The organism is Blautia intestinalis, from assembly GCF_014297355.1.
Classification (GTDB): domain Bacteria; phylum Bacillota; class Clostridia; order Lachnospirales; family Lachnospiraceae; genus Blautia_A; species Blautia_A intestinalis.
This window is the reverse complement of the sequence record NZ_JACOQE010000002.1, coordinates 359,133-373,121: the sequence shown is the minus strand read 5'-3', so window position 1 is coordinate 373,121 and position 13,989 is coordinate 359,133. Positions and strand designations below refer to the sequence as shown.

Annotated in this window: 16 protein-coding genes; 15 read left to right on the top strand and 1 reads right to left on the bottom strand. The window is 37.0% G+C overall.

Annotated features, from left to right (window positions below; translation table 11 throughout):
- The first annotated feature begins 12 nt into the window (after positions 1–12).
- Positions 13–1,197: an MFS transporter gene (locus H8Z79_RS05885; RefSeq protein ID WP_187002741.1), complete on the top strand. Its 1,185-nt coding sequence runs from the start codon at positions 13–15 to the stop codon at positions 1,195–1,197.
- A gap of 83 nt (positions 1,198–1,280) precedes the next feature.
- Here H8Z79_RS05885 and H8Z79_RS05880 read toward each other — a convergent pair whose 3' ends face one another.
- Positions 1,281–2,078, bottom strand: a complete 798-nt coding sequence (locus H8Z79_RS05880) for a sirohydrochlorin cobaltochelatase (protein ID WP_118039643.1) — start codon at positions 2,076–2,078, stop codon at positions 1,281–1,283.
- A 188-nt stretch (positions 2,079–2,266) separates the two neighbouring features.
- Here H8Z79_RS05880 and cysK point away from each other — a divergent pair, with 188 nt between their 5' ends.
- From cysK to H8Z79_RS05805, 14 genes are all read left to right on the top strand, one after another.
- Positions 2,267–3,199 carry a cysteine synthase A gene (gene cysK, locus H8Z79_RS05875; protein WP_015542518.1) on the top strand — a complete coding sequence of 311 codons (933 nt, stop codon included), beginning with the start codon at positions 2,267–2,269 and terminating at the stop codon, positions 3,197–3,199.
- A 77-nt stretch (positions 3,200–3,276) separates the two neighbouring features.
- Entirely contained in the window at positions 3,277–4,587 is a 1,311-nt protein-coding gene (locus tag H8Z79_RS05870; protein WP_015542519.1) for an O-acetylhomoserine aminocarboxypropyltransferase/cysteine synthase family protein, read from the top strand.
- A complete protein-coding gene (locus H8Z79_RS05865) occupies positions 4,588–5,031 on the top strand; it encodes an RrF2 family transcriptional regulator (protein WP_118039644.1) in 444 nt (147 codons plus the stop codon).
- Between the two features lie 91 nt (positions 5,032–5,122).
- A complete protein-coding gene (locus H8Z79_RS05860) occupies positions 5,123–6,199 on the top strand; it encodes a LacI family DNA-binding transcriptional regulator (RefSeq protein ID WP_015542520.1) in 1,077 nt (358 codons plus the stop codon).
- 43 nt (positions 6,200–6,242) lie between these two features.
- Complete coding sequence (locus tag H8Z79_RS05855) at positions 6,243–7,394, top strand: ATP-binding protein (RefSeq protein WP_015542521.1); 1,152 nt, start codon at positions 6,243–6,245, stop codon at positions 7,392–7,394.
- A 373-nt stretch (positions 7,395–7,767) separates the two neighbouring features.
- Positions 7,768–7,977, top strand: a complete 210-nt coding sequence (locus tag H8Z79_RS05850; protein WP_176815408.1) for a DUF6061 family protein — start codon at positions 7,768–7,770, stop codon at positions 7,975–7,977.
- 497 nt (positions 7,978–8,474) lie between these two features.
- Positions 8,475–9,131, top strand: coding sequence for a hypothetical protein (locus H8Z79_RS05845; protein WP_008373699.1), 657 nt, complete (start codon positions 8,475–8,477; stop codon positions 9,129–9,131).
- 59 nt (positions 9,132–9,190) lie between these two features.
- On the top strand, positions 9,191–9,583 hold the full coding sequence (locus tag H8Z79_RS05840) for a hypothetical protein (protein ID WP_015542522.1): 393 nt from the start codon (positions 9,191–9,193) through the stop codon (positions 9,581–9,583).
- 129 nt (positions 9,584–9,712) lie between these two features.
- Entirely contained in the window at positions 9,713–10,354 is a 642-nt protein-coding gene (locus tag H8Z79_RS16840; protein WP_029471593.1) for a hypothetical protein, read from the top strand.
- Positions 10,344–11,204 (top strand): DUF6560 family protein, encoded by an 861-nt coding sequence (locus H8Z79_RS16835; RefSeq protein ID WP_019161962.1) that lies wholly within the window; start codon positions 10,344–10,346, stop codon positions 11,202–11,204. Before H8Z79_RS16840 ends, H8Z79_RS16835 begins: the two co-directional genes overlap by 11 nt.
- Before the next feature lie 31 nt (positions 11,205–11,235).
- Positions 11,236–12,438: a hypothetical protein gene (locus H8Z79_RS05820; protein WP_118039645.1), complete on the top strand. Its 1,203-nt coding sequence runs from the start codon at positions 11,236–11,238 to the stop codon at positions 12,436–12,438.
- Positions 12,439–12,471: 33 nt separating this feature from the next.
- Positions 12,472–12,669 (top strand): hypothetical protein, encoded by a 198-nt coding sequence (locus H8Z79_RS05815; RefSeq protein WP_005334773.1) that lies wholly within the window; start codon positions 12,472–12,474, stop codon positions 12,667–12,669.
- Positions 12,670–12,688: 19 nt separating this feature from the next.
- On the top strand, positions 12,689–12,970 hold the full coding sequence (locus H8Z79_RS05810; RefSeq protein WP_005334771.1) for a hypothetical protein: 282 nt from the start codon (positions 12,689–12,691) through the stop codon (positions 12,968–12,970).
- Between the two features lie 97 nt (positions 12,971–13,067).
- Positions 13,068–13,799 (top strand): hypothetical protein, encoded by a 732-nt coding sequence (locus H8Z79_RS05805; protein ID WP_118039646.1) that lies wholly within the window; start codon positions 13,068–13,070, stop codon positions 13,797–13,799.
- The last annotated feature ends 190 nt before the right edge of the window (positions 13,800–13,989 follow it).

Sequence of the window (13,989 nt, the reverse complement as noted above, 5' to 3'; positions counted from 1 at the left end):
AAGGGAAAAATAATGAAAACATCTTATAAAAGAACGATGTATGCCTGTTTTGTAGGATATATTGTGCAGGCAATCGTCAATAACTTTGTACCATTACTATTTGTAACGTTTCAGAAGACATACCAGATTCCGCTGTCAAAGATTACACTTCTGATAACAATCAACTTTATAATCCAGCTTCTGATTGATCTTTTGTCTGCGGGATTTGTAGACCGAATCGGATACAAAGCATCGGTGACGATCGCGCATATTTGTTCAGCAGTCGGCCTTTTGGCATTGACATTGCTTCCGGAGCTTACAGCAGATCCTTTTGTCGGAATCCTGATTGCTGTTGCCGTTTATGCAGTAGGTGGAGGCTTGCTTGAAGTACTGATCAGTCCGATCATTGAGGCATGTCCGACAGATAATAAAGAAAAAGCAATGAGCCTTCTGCATTCGTTTTATTGTTGGGGACATGTCGGAGTAGTACTGATTTCAACTATTTTCTTCAGTACGATGGGAATTGAAAACTGGAAGATCCTTGCACGTATCTGGGCAGTTATTCCGGTGTTGAATGGAATCGTCTTTCTGTTTTCACCAATCTATTCGCTGCATGAAGAGGGGGAGAAAGGGCTTACAATCCGTGAGCTTTTTGGTAAAAAGATTTTCTGGCTGGTAATGCTGATGATGACCTGTGCAGGGGCCAGTGAACAGGCTGTCAGCCAGTGGGCATCTACCTTTGCGGAAGAGGGCCTGAAAGTAAGTAAAACGGTGGGAGATCTCGCAGGTCCGATGGCATTTGCTTTTCTGATGGGGCTTGCAAGGCTTCTTTATGGTAAATACGGTGAAAAAATTGATTTGAAGAGATTCATGACATACAGTAGTATACTTTGTGTGATTTCTTATCTTTGTATTTCTTTTGTACCGAATCCGCTGCTCAGCCTGTTGGGCTGTGCCATCTGTGGATTTTCTGTGGGAATCATGTGGCCGGGTACATTCAGTATTGCATCGGCATCGATACGGGGCGGCGGTACAGCAATGTTTGCACTGCTTGCGCTGGCGGGGGATCTTGGATGCTCCGGAGGTCCGACACTGGCAGGATTTGTTTCAAGTAATCTTGGAAATAATCTGCGAATGGGAATTTTTGCTGCAATCGTATTTCCGATTCTGCTTCTGGCGGGAATACAGATCTGCAAAAAGAGTCGGCAGGATATCTGAAATTGAATCAAATAAGAAAAAGGTCTGGATTTTCCGAGATTGTGTTTCGGAGTCCGGACCTTTTTTTGTAATGAGAATGATAATTAATGAAGCATTGAGATTGCCTTTTTTATATGCTCTATAAAAATGGCACGTATACCGGCATATTCGCCGAGTCCTTTTATAACGGGACAGACTTCAAAGCCGGCAGCGTGGAACTGTCCGACCCATGAATCCGGGGAATCTCCTGCCATATCATGATGTGCATGATCACCGGCAACGATCATAAACGGTGTCAGATAAATGGCAGTAGGGTGAAATTCAGTTACTTCCTGCACAAGATCCTGAATAGTCGGATCGGCCTCGACAGTTCCGATAAAGACATTGGAATGTCCAAGTGATTTGAAATGCCGGTTAAGTTCTGAATAAGCAGTATTTATCTGATGAGTGGTGCCATGTCCCATGAGGACGAGAGCATCAGTTGCTTTTAAGTTTTTAAATTCAGAAGTTACGGCTGCAATGGCATGTGTTTCGTCATCTGAAGCGGCAAGAAGAGGAGCACCGAAAACAATCTGATCAAAAAAATCTTTATAAGAAAGAACGGTCTCTTTCATAACATTGTTTTCGATGCCATCCAGAATATGCGTGGGCTGAACGATGAGTATCCGAATGCCATCATGAATCATCTGTTCTATTGCTTCACACACAGTAGGAATGGAAATACCGTCTCTTTTTTTCAGAACAGAGATGATAAATTTGCTGGTCCATGCATGATAGATTCTGTAATCAGGAAATGCATCTGCAATATCCTGTTCGATTATTTCTATCGTTGCTTTTCGTGAAGCTTCATAACTGGTGCCGAAGCTGACAACCAGAATTGCTTTTTGGGATTGGTGTTCCATAATAAACGTATTCTCCTAAAATAAATTTTCGCGTAAACAGGATTATACTATAGCACCGAAAAAAGTTCAATTTTTTTCCAAAAACCTATTGACATTTTAGATAAAAAAGAATAACATACTAAACATATCAAAGAGGTATGTTAATAAAAACAAACGAAATGATCATAAAGAGAAAGGTGGTAACTATTATGGCAAACATTTATAAGGGAACCATGGGGCTGATCGGCAACACTCCACTGGTAGAAGTAACAAATATAGAGAAAGAACTTGGACTGGAAGCAACAGTACTTGTAAAGCTTGAGTACTTCAATCCGGCAGGAAGTGTTAAGGACAGAATCGCAAAGGCCATGATCGAAGATGCAGAAGCAAAGGGACTACTGAAAGAAGGTTCTGTGATCATCGAGCCAACTTCCGGAAATACAGGTATCGGACTTGCATCCATCGCTGCAGCAAAGGGATACAGAATCATTCTTACAATGCCTGAGACGATGAGTATTGAACGTAGAAATATCCTGAAAGCATATGGTGCAGAACTGGTTCTTACAGAAGGTGCCAAAGGAATGAAAGGTGCCATCGCAAAAGCAGATGAGCTTGCAAAAGAAATTCCGAACAGCTTCATTCCCGGACAGTTTGTAAACCCTGCAAATCCGGCTGCACATAAAGCTACCACAGGCCCTGAAATCTGGAATGACACAGACGGTAAAGTCGATATCTTTATCGCAGGTGTTGGTACAGGAGGAACACTTACCGGAACCGGTGAATACCTGAAAGAAAAAAATCCGAATGTCAAGGTTGTAGCAGTTGAGCCTGCAACGTCTCCGGTACTTTCCGAAGGAAAAGGCGGACCGCATAAGATCCAGGGTATCGGCGCAGGATTTGTTCCGAAAGTGCTGAATACACAGGTTTATGATGAGATTATGCCGATCGATAACGAAGTATGCTTTACAACAGCGAAACTTCTTGCAAAGAAAGAAGGCGTTCTGGTTGGTATTTCTTCAGGTGCGGCTCTCCATGCAGCAATCGAGCAGGCAAAACGTCCGGAAAACAAAGGCAAAACAATCGTAGCTCTTCTTCCGGACACAGGTGACAGATATTATTCAACAACACTGTTTACAGAGTGATCCTGCTGCGAAGCATTTCATAATGTATATATAGCGGCCATAAATAAAAATAAAAAACAGAAAAGAGGATTAGATCCATGGGTGAAAAAATTACAAGAGAAAATAGAAAATTTAAATTCGAAACACTTCAGCTTCATGTAGGGCAGGAACAGCCGGATCCGGTTACTGATGCAAGAGCTGTTCCAATCTATCAGACATCTTCATATGTATTCCGTAACTGTGACCATGCAGCTGCACGTTTCGGACTTGCAGATGCAGGTAACATCTACGGACGTCTGACAAATCCGACAGAAGATGTATTCGAAAAGAGAATCGCAGCTCTTGAAGGAGGAAGCGCAGCACTTGCAGTAGCTTCCGGTGCGGCAGCAATCACTTACACAATCGAAAACCTTGCACAGAATGGTGATCACATCGTAGCAGCAAAGAATATCTATGGTGGAACAACAAACCTTCTGGAGCATACACTTCCGGCATACGGAATTACAACAACATTTGTTGATATCTTCAATCTTGAAGAAGTAGAAAATGCAATTCAGGACAACACAAAAGCACTTTATATCGAGACTCTTGGAAACCCGAATTCCGACGTAGTCGATGTTGAAGCATGCGCAGAAATCGCACACAGACATCAGATTCCGCTTGTTGTAGATAATACATTTGCAACACCTTACCTTGTAAGACCGATTGAGTACGGTGCAGATATCGTTGTTCATTCAGCAACCAAGTTTATCGGTGGACACGGAACAACTATCGGTGGTGTGATCGTAGAAGGCGGTAAATTCGACTGGGAAGCTTCCGGTAAATTCCCGTCCCTGACAGAGCCAAATCCGAGCTACCATGGAATCAGCTTCACAAAAGCATGCGGACCGGCAGCGTTTGTTACAAAGATTCGTGCGATCCTTCTTCGTGACACAGGTGCAACAATCTCTCCTGTAAGCTCCTTTATCTTCCTCCAGGGACTTGAAACACTGTCTCTTCGTGTAGAGCGTCATGTAGAGAACGCACTGAAAGTTGTTCAGTACCTCAACAATCATCCGCAGGTTGAAAAAGTACATCATCCGTCTGTAACAGATGATGAGAGCCAGAAAGCACTGTATGCAAAATACTTCCCGAATGGCGGTGGATCTATCTTCACATTCGAAATTAAGGGAGATGCACAGACAGCAAAAGATTTCATCGACAACCTGGAACTGTTTTCACTGCTTGCAAACGTAGCTGATGTTAAATCACTGGTTATCCATCCGGCAACCACCACCCACAGCCAGTGTACAGAGGAAGAACTTCTGGATCAGGGTATCAAACCGAACACTATCCGTCTTTCTATCGGAACGGAAAATATCGATGATATCATTCAGGATCTGGATGAAGCTTTCAAGGCAATTCAGTAATTGAAATTCTGTAAAAAAACCAGATATGGTCTCACTGCGTTGGTGGATCTGGCAGCACAGCCGTCCACCACACCGGTAGCCCTGAAAACCATTGCTGAGAGAAATGACATTTCTTTACAGTTTCTGGAACACATATTTGCCTCGTTTCGAAGGACGGGTATCGTAAAAAGTGTCAAAGGCTCGCAGGGAGGATACAATCTGGCAAAAGATGCTGACGAGATCACTGTTGCATCCGTGGTAGAAGCCCTGGAGGGAAGCTATCATCTCGAAGATGAGGATGTTCTGGTGGAAAACAGTTACAAAGGAATCTCCGATACGATTCAGAAACTGGTGGTGGATTCCGTCAATCAGGAACTTGATCAGATTCTGTCAAATCTTACTTTGGCACAAATGACCGGATATTATGCCGATCATTATGAAAAACAGGAAATGTACTATATCTGAATATGACCGGAGGTTTCAGGCGGCTTTGTCGCTTTGGCTTCCGGTTATTTTTATATACGCAGCGTATGTCTGGCAGAAAGAGGAAATACACATGTCAATTAAAAAAATCGCAGAAAAAGCAGGAGTGTCGGTATCTACCGTTTCCCGTATCCTGAATAAACCAGATTACAGATGTTCTGTACCGGGCCTGCGGGAAAACGTCCGGTCTATTGCCATGGAGATGAATTATGTTCCAAATGAGGCAGCCCGCAATCTCAAAAAAGGAACACAGGCAAAAGAAAGCAGAATCTGGCATATCCATGTGCTGATGACGAGGACAGATGAGTCCGGAACGGATCCCTTTTTTACAGAGCTTCTTCGCATTATAGAGAGTGAAATTCATGAACAGAACTGTATCCTTTCAAAGGTTTGGTATAAACCGTTCTTTTCAGATGACCGTAAATGCCGAAGAGAAAATCTTGACCAGATCATTCAGGACATGTATACTGAGACAGAAGAAAAAAAGGATGGTCTGATCATTATCGGGCGCTGTAATCCACTTGCCCTGAAAAAACTGAATCAGAAATACCGGAGCGTAGTTTCTGTAAACCGGAATTCTACGAATTATGAAGTGGATGAAGTCCTTTGTGACGGCAAAAAAATCGCTGCAATGGCAGTAGAGCATCTGATTTCGCTTGGACACCGTAATATCGGCTATGTGGGTGGATGCAGAAACGAGGATCGTTATACCGGATATCTGGATACATTGAAGCAGCATAATCTGGATGTGATACCGGAATATGTTATAGAGACGAACCAGACCGAGATTGAAGGCTTTGAGGCAATGGAAAAGCTCCTGAAATCCGAAGACTGTCCGACCGGAATTTACTGTGCGAATGATATTACAGCGGTGGGTATGCTGAAATATCTGAGACGGTGCCGAAATCTTTATTTTATTCCCTCAATCATAGAAAGTGATGATATTGAGGAAGCACAGTATACGAAACCAATGCTGACGACGGTTGGACTACCGAAAGAAGAAATGGGACGTTTTGCACTGTATCTTCTTCTGGACCGTATGAAGGGCGGACACAGTGGTGTTGTGAGGATGGAACTGTCAGGAAAACTTCTTGTGAGAAACAGCTGTTCACATGTTTCGGAAAGTTTCTGGAGTGATTACTGTATATAAAGATATGTCAGGCTTTGTCTGAAAAATATAAAGGAAGATTGATATGTGTATTAGAACGATTGAAGAATTAGAGCAGGATACAAGGGAAAAACAGGTGATTGATATCCGTGATAAAGCAGATTTTGAAAAAGAAACTTATCCGGATGCGATCAATATTTACTGGGAAGAGCTGGAAGAGCATATGAATGAGATCCGTAAGGATTGTCCGGTCTACCTGCTCTGTTATACCGGGCAGAAGAGCGAGGAAATCGCGGAAGAACTGAAGGAACAGGGATACGAGATCTACAGTGTCAAAAACGGTTACCGCGCATGGCTGAAACTCAAGCTTGGCAGACTGATGGCAAATCACAATGAAGCAGAGCAGCGTACCAAAGATATTGAACGCAGTATTATCAAGAAATTCCGTAAACCGATCTGGAGACGCTTTACTAAGGCAATCAGAGAATATGAACTGGTGCAGGATGGAGATAAGATTGCAGTCTGTATTTCCGGTGGTAAGGATTCCATGTTGATGGCGAAGCTTTTTCAGGAGCTTTCCCGTCATGGAAAGAAAAATTTCGAAGTTGTTTTTCTCGTAATGAACCCAGGGTATAATGAGATCAATTATCAGACAATCAAAGATAATGCCAAAATTCTAAATGTGCCGATCACAGTGTTTGAATCTGATATTTTTAATATTGTAGCATCTGAGGAGCAGTCTCCGTGTTATCTCTGCGCACGTATGAGAAGGGGATATCTTTACAGTAAGGCAAAAGAACTTGGATGTAACAAGATTGCGCTTGGTCATCATTATGATGATGTGATCGAGACCATTCTTATGGGAATGCTTTATGGTGCGCAGGTGCAGACGATGATGCCGAAACTTCACAGTACAAACTTTGAAGGTATGGAACTGATCCGTCCGCTGTATCTGATCCGCGAGGCAGATATCATTCACTGGGCAAATTATAATGATCTGCATTTTATCCAGTGTGCATGCCGTTTTACAGAGCACTGTGCATCCTGTGGCGGCACAGAAAAAGGTTCCAAGAGGGCTGAGATTAAAGAACTGATCCATGAACTTGCGCAGAAAGATCCGGTTATTGAATATAATATTTTCCGAAGTGTGGAGAATGTCAACCTCAATACTGTTATCGGATATAAACAGGATGGGGTACGGCATAATTTCCTTGATACCTATGATGATGTAAAATAGAAGAGCAATATAATGCAGCTGCTGTCGGAATGATGGCGGCTGTTTTTTTGTGTAAAATTCCAGTTGATATTGCACTTATTTTAGGAAATTTAATAACTGTTATATTTGATTATCAAATTCTTCGCAAACCCTTGAAAATACTAAGTTTGTAGCAAGTGAGCTTTCCCTTACTCTTTCCTTTGTGTTATATTCTCCCATTAGCTTTCATGAATCTTAATATGGGAAAAAATAAGGGAAAGAAAATTTCATAACACAGTATAACAATAACGACATGGTGAACTGATTGAAATGTTTTCGATATTTAACTCTATAACTGATTATTAAAAGAAAATAGAGATAAGATACGATGAGAACAATTTATGCATAATACAACATAAAACACGATAGTATTGATGTTTACACAAGTGTTGGATATATGCTTCGCATTGATTGCTGGGGAGCTGAAAAAGATTTAAAAACCACATATGGATCAGAATGTGCGCTTACTTCATTGGCTGTGGATGAGCCTTTAGAATATGCAAGATTATATCTCGATGGCAATTTACAGATGTGGATAGATTCAGAAGATTCACTTGAATTATAGAACAAGAATAACGGGTAGAAAACTTCTGATGCCCATTTTACAAGGGGTTCGAGTTTTTTATGTCTGCTGGCGCTATTTCTCTGCTGGAGTACTATTTTCGGGATAATGGCGAAAGGCTTTAGCGGTATAGTTAGAAGCACCGTTTCCATATTTTGTATTGGTTATGGTTTTTATATAATCGCTGGAATAATAGTCAATTGTAGAGCAAATGAAATAGACACAGGGGATTAAGGAAGAGTTGAAGGCAGATAAACAGATGGAATGGGTAGCAAATAAATACTATATAAGAGTGTGAAAAGGGAATTTTGAATAAGGAGATGATTTGGCAATAAGGTGCAGTAATCTGGTGGAAAGCAAGTCTGAAAATGGCTTGCTTTTTGCTTTACAATGTGGTTAGTTGATGTATATAATTATGATAAAGAGATAAAATTGATTTTTATATTTTGGTTCGATATTGTGATGCAGTTTTTCTATATTAAAAAATATACGAGGTTATAATGAAGAATAAAAGTTATGATTATATCTTTGGAAATGGAAAATTTAATACTTGGTTCAACATTATAGTTAGTATTATTAGTTGTTCAGCAATATCGTTTTGTTTAACCGAACTTTTGTTTTCCTTTGATTTTAAAGTGAGTTTTCAAAAAGCACTGATTTTTACCATACTTTTTGTGATTTTTTTATTATTGTTTTATTACTTTATAAAACAACGTACTTATAAACTATTCGATCAAAAAATAACATATGGATTTAGGGAACGAGAAATTTTGTATGCGGATATCCATTCATTAGTTTTTACACTATCCTCCAGACCTAAAGGAATATATGATATTGGACTGGGAGAACCATACCTATACATAAAAGAAAATGGGAAGAAAAAATATATATGCAATATTACAATTTATTTGGCATATCCAAGTGTTATACAAAAAAGATATGATATCAATATAAGCAATGGGCAGATAGGAATGTCTCCTGCCTACAGTTTTAACTGTTATGATATAAAAAGTATTTTCAATTTAATACATCATTCAAAAGCAAATATTTATGTGACGAAGAGTTTTCTTCTCTTTAATAATTGGACAATAAACAGATTTTGCAAAGAATACAATATCTCTATGGAAATGGTTCAGCTTATAAATGATGGAAACTAATGTAAAAAATTTGTATTGTATTGAACTTTAGAAAACCTTTTTATGAGAAAGGAAAGCATATGCAAGAATATTATAAAATATATTTTCCTTATTCCAAAGAATATTTATTGGAACAGATTAAGAAGACTACAAAACCATTATGTATTTCAAACCAGGCTTATAGAGATATGGCACTTGCAGCCTACAAAGAAGAGGATAATACCTTATGTATCGGATATGCAGCAGGAAGTATGACAGGCGGTGGCTGGGAAATGCTCCAGACACATATAAAAAGCTATGGGGGAGATGTAATGCTGGAAGGTACGTTTGTGCTTTTGCCATACATAAAAAAAGCTGCACTATTTTTTCTGCTCATAGTGATTTTATTTGCATTGTTTTTTTTCTCAGGGAGATTTATTGATTTTAACAGAATGTCTGATTTTATTTATGTTTCCATTATATCTGCTGTATAGGAATATTTCTAAGATAGGAAAATGTGAAGAAGGGCGACGGCTTGTTTTATTATATCTGGAAAAGGTGCTTCATGCAAATGTGGAAATATCCGTAGAGGAAGAATAAAGAAATGATAGGGGAAAACGAGAATGAAAAAGATTAATGAACAAACAAAAAGTTTTTTACTATACGGTATAGAAGATGTGATTAAGCCGAAAGAAATCTACAAATTAGATGGAGCAATCTTGTTTCTAGTATTTTTATTTTTCTTTTTATCTGAATCAGCTCCATCACCGTTTTTTTCAAAAGTATTTTTAGTTATTGTTTATCTTGGATTCGTGATTCTTAGTTTTTCAAGAACAGAAGTGACAGGGAAAAAGGTTTTTTGGATCATTGGAATACAAAGTCTGACGTTTTCTATTTTGTTCTGTTGGGCAGCAACTATCCTCATGCTGACAACTATGAAAGAAGAATATTATAAGAGGTATCTAACCATACTCGTTATCATTTACATACTGGTAATCGCTGCATACATTTTTCTTATAATAACTTTGATTAAAAAAGATATCTACAATCCATCTTCTTCCAAAAAGCTGGCTGGAGGATGGTGTATTACTAGTTTTGTATTGCTTGGAATGGGTGTCGCAAAAGTACTTAGTAGCAGCGTTGAATATACAGCCATGATTAGAATTGCAAGCCTTTGTTCCTATTTTTGTTCTTTGGGTTCTATCTTAGGAGTTTTTCACCTGGTAAAGTATTTTGCTGTCAAAAAATGGGAGGTTGAAAAATGAATATTTTTATGAAAAGAATATAGATGAAAATAATTATAGCATCCAGGAAGAAGGATGGCTGGGAATTTTATTTTTGGTTGGAACTATATTTTTCTCAGGATTACTTTTGTATGGTTTTATAGACGGACAGGCGGATTTTTCAGTTATAGTGGCGTATGGAATATTGATTGCTTTTTCTGGAATCTGTACCCTGCATTTGTTCCTGTGGAGAGTCAAGGTAAATCATGATGTAATTGAATACCGGTCGTTTTTTGGAAAAAAATATTATAAATTTTCAGATATAACAAGAAGTGTACATAAAGAAAATGGTACATTGGAAATATATGCAGGGGACAAAATAATATTCAAATTTGATGAAAACATAAGCGCATCATTGTTTGCAAATAGTCTGTCTAAGCATAAAATTTCACAAGAAACATGGTTGAGTTGTAGAGATAAAAAGTGCATCATAAGACCAAAAGAAAGCCACTATGTTCTGCCAGGCATTTTCTTTTTATATTTGGTTTACAATAGTGTGATACTTGTATTCAATGCAAAAGAAACAGCTTTTGTTTTCCTTTTATTCTCTCTTGTACCGGGAGGTATATTTTTCTATTTTTTAATGGACAAAACAATTGTCAAGGATGGATGGCTATATAGAAATGGATTTTTAAGGAAGAACTGTAAAATAAGATTAACGGATATTACCCAGATGAAAAGAAAAAAGAATTTATTTGGAGAAGCTCTTATTTTATATAAAAATCAGAAAAAAATCGCTAAAATTTCTGCCCGAAATAGAAATGTGGACTGGCTGCAAGTAAAGATTGCAGAAATAAAAAAGGATAAGAAGAAATTAGAACGTAAAAAATGAAAAATGTGAATAATATAGGGAGATTGAGTTTATGGATAATGTCATTAGATTAAGTAAATTTGTAAAAAATTTAGGAATAGTAACAACAGTTCTTTTTTTAATAATCGTACTGGTAACATTTGTTACAGGAAATATGGGGGTTGCGATATGTTTTATGCCTTTTGTATTTTTAGGTATTGCTTTAATTTTGGCATACAAGAAACAAATAATTGTAGTAAATGAAGATGAAATTGTATTTAGCTATCTGGTTAAGAAAACTCAGCATATAAAATATAATGATATTCGTTGTATTTTAATGATTCCATTAAATGGTAGAACAGATGTCATATTAATTGATAAGATGTACAATAGACTTGTTACTCTGGAGCAAGTGTATGTAAATTATGATATTTTATATGATACACTTATAAAACATGAAATAGATCTTGTGGATTTTGGTGAGTTAGTTGAACAGAACAAAGATGTATCAAAGTATGTACCTGCTTTAAACTGGATAGAAAAGAATTTCTATAAATCTATATGTAATGAGAATACAACTATCAAAAATATGTCAAAAACAATAGAAAAAGAAAAGCGTAAAAAAACAAAGCAATTTTTAAAAGCTTTAGGTTGGATTCTAATAATTGCTGATGCGGTAGCATTTTTTATTGGTGGCAAAACAATGTTAGTTATATTTATAATGGTTTTGATGATTACATATGCAGTGTATATAAAACATTATCCATATATATTTATAGAAGTCACCACAAAAAAAGGACAAGAACTGGCGTATCAATTACCATTTATGGGTGCAGCAATAGCAATGCTTTTATCCCTGAATACGAGTAAACTCTTTAATTATGAATTTGGAAACTATATGAAGATTACGGCAATTATTACTGCTTTACTTGCACTGCCATTTATTATTAAATCTTTAAAAACAGATGTACCACAGAAATTTGGACGTAAACTTTCAGTTGTATTTGCTGCTTTTATAATCGCATTTACAATTAGCTTCCCAATAAATTTTTTATTTACATTTGATGGGGCAACTCATGAAATTGCAATTGTAACAGACAAAAAGATTAGCAGTGGTAAAACTAGAGATAGAGAGTTATATGTAAGTTGTAATGGTAAAAGAGAAATATATACTGTTTCAAACAGTGAATATGAAAATACATCAATAGGCGATAGTAAAAGAATTTGTAGAAGAAAAAGTGCATTAGGATTGGAATATAGTACGATACATGATTAATATTTATTTAAAGATAAGGAAGGAATATATAAGATGAAAATATTGTTAGCAGTAGTTGGAGGATTATTATTACTGATATTCCCTTTTATAGTTATGAAAAAAGCAAAAGTAACAAAAGAAGAAAATACTGATGAAGCAAGGAAAAAATTTAATGTGTTTCTCATTTGTATGATACCTGTTCCTCTAATAGGCTTCATATTTCTTTTAATAGGGCTTAGAAGTTTTTTATAAAATTAAATAAAGGAGAAAAATGTTAAAAAACAATGATATATCAATACCAGAAGCCTGCTATGCAGATTTATGTAAGGTGGGTTTTTTTGAAAGAAAACAGGTTAAATTAACAATTATATGGAATGAAAAAATAAGCAGAAATAAACAAATACTTACACTTAAGAAGTTATATCCTGAATTAAATAAAGTGTCTACAGTTGAAATCTATAAAATTACAAAAAAACGAAGAAATGGCAATTTGCAGAGATGGGATGGGGATTTGCTGTTGACTTTTCGCATAAAGCAGAAAAAGCGGGGATAAAAATATTGTTAGAAGAATAACTAAAAATCTTGCTAATGTATAAGTTAAGTAAAAAATAGAATGAAAAATAATCATATAGCAGAGGAGATTGGGTAATATGAAGGAACAAAAGAAATCTTCTTGGGGAGCGGTTCTGGTGTCATTTTTAAAGGAATTTCTATTAAACTCATTCGAAGCCCCAGGTCATCTTTATTATGATGAAAATTTAACTAATGAAGGAAAAAGAAAGAAAAATTATATTTGGAGGGTGCTTCTACTGGTGACTGCGGTAGGAGTAGCTTTGCTTCCTGTTATAGCTTGGAACATGTTTGTTCCAGATGTGCTATGGGCAAAAATAGTTACCGTTGTAGTGTGTGAAGGCTATGTTGTTTTTATAGTAAGTATGGAGATTATCCAAATAAAGGATGAGCTAAAGGAAGATATGTTAAAAATAGGGGGATATAAAATTACTCCCAAAGGAAGTATTTCCCTATTTAAAGAAATTGATTTTAAGATTGCTCAAACAGAGTATTCTTATACAATATTGATTTCTAAGAAACCTTTAAAATGGATTTATAAGAAGTTTTATGTTACAATCTATGGAAGACATGGAAAAGTAAAAAAGATTGAATTGGTTCGAGCAGACAAAAAGTATTCTACGAAATATGAGACAATGAATGGTACAGTCTTAGAAAAGTTGCAAGAAGAAAATAATAGGTTTTTAAGGAAATGCTTAGGTACTCCCAGTAAAAAGAGTATGACAGGCGTCGAATATTATTATGAGTGGGGACAAATACAATCCTTCTATGATGATCGTTCTTGTCAAACAGGAATTGTAATTATGTTTTAAAATAAGGAATATTGTATCTCTTGCTTCCGTATGCAGAAAGATTACATCGGTACAGAGAAATGTGGTAGTGATACACCAAAGAACACAGGCGAAACCTTATATCTCGGTTCCACAAGTAGCGAATCTTTCAAAAGAGAGAGATGGGTAAAACTTCGCTGTTTATATAATAGTAGGGGACGATGTTTTATCC

Coding starts and splice junctions, on each gene's coding strand:
- H8Z79_RS05815 (WP_005334773.1), top strand. CDS start 12,472: ATGAAAATATTGTTAGCAGTAGTTGGAGGATTATTATTACTGATATTC.
- H8Z79_RS05870 (WP_015542519.1), top strand. CDS start 3,277: ATGGGTGAAAAAATTACAAGAGAAAATAGAAAATTTAAATTCGAAACA.
- H8Z79_RS05855 (WP_015542521.1), top strand. CDS start 6,243: ATGTGTATTAGAACGATTGAAGAATTAGAGCAGGATACAAGGGAAAAA.
- H8Z79_RS05885 (WP_187002741.1), top strand. CDS start 13: ATGAAAACATCTTATAAAAGAACGATGTATGCCTGTTTTGTAGGATAT.
- H8Z79_RS05820 (WP_118039645.1), top strand. CDS start 11,236: ATGGATAATGTCATTAGATTAAGTAAATTTGTAAAAAATTTAGGAATA.
- cysK (WP_015542518.1), top strand. CDS start 2,267: ATGGCAAACATTTATAAGGGAACCATGGGGCTGATCGGCAACACTCCA.
- H8Z79_RS05810 (WP_005334771.1), top strand. CDS start 12,689: ATGTTAAAAAACAATGATATATCAATACCAGAAGCCTGCTATGCAGAT.
- H8Z79_RS16840 (WP_029471593.1), top strand. CDS start 9,713: ATGAAAAAGATTAATGAACAAACAAAAAGTTTTTTACTATACGGTATA.
- H8Z79_RS05840 (WP_015542522.1), top strand. CDS start 9,191: ATGCAAGAATATTATAAAATATATTTTCCTTATTCCAAAGAATATTTA.
- H8Z79_RS05845 (WP_008373699.1), top strand. CDS start 8,475: ATGAAGAATAAAAGTTATGATTATATCTTTGGAAATGGAAAATTTAAT.
- H8Z79_RS05805 (WP_118039646.1), top strand. CDS start 13,068: ATGAAGGAACAAAAGAAATCTTCTTGGGGAGCGGTTCTGGTGTCATTT.
- H8Z79_RS05860 (WP_015542520.1), top strand. CDS start 5,123: ATGTCAATTAAAAAAATCGCAGAAAAAGCAGGAGTGTCGGTATCTACC.
- H8Z79_RS05880 (WP_118039643.1), bottom strand. CDS start 2,078: ATGGAACACCAATCCCAAAAAGCAATTCTGGTTGTCAGCTTCGGCACC.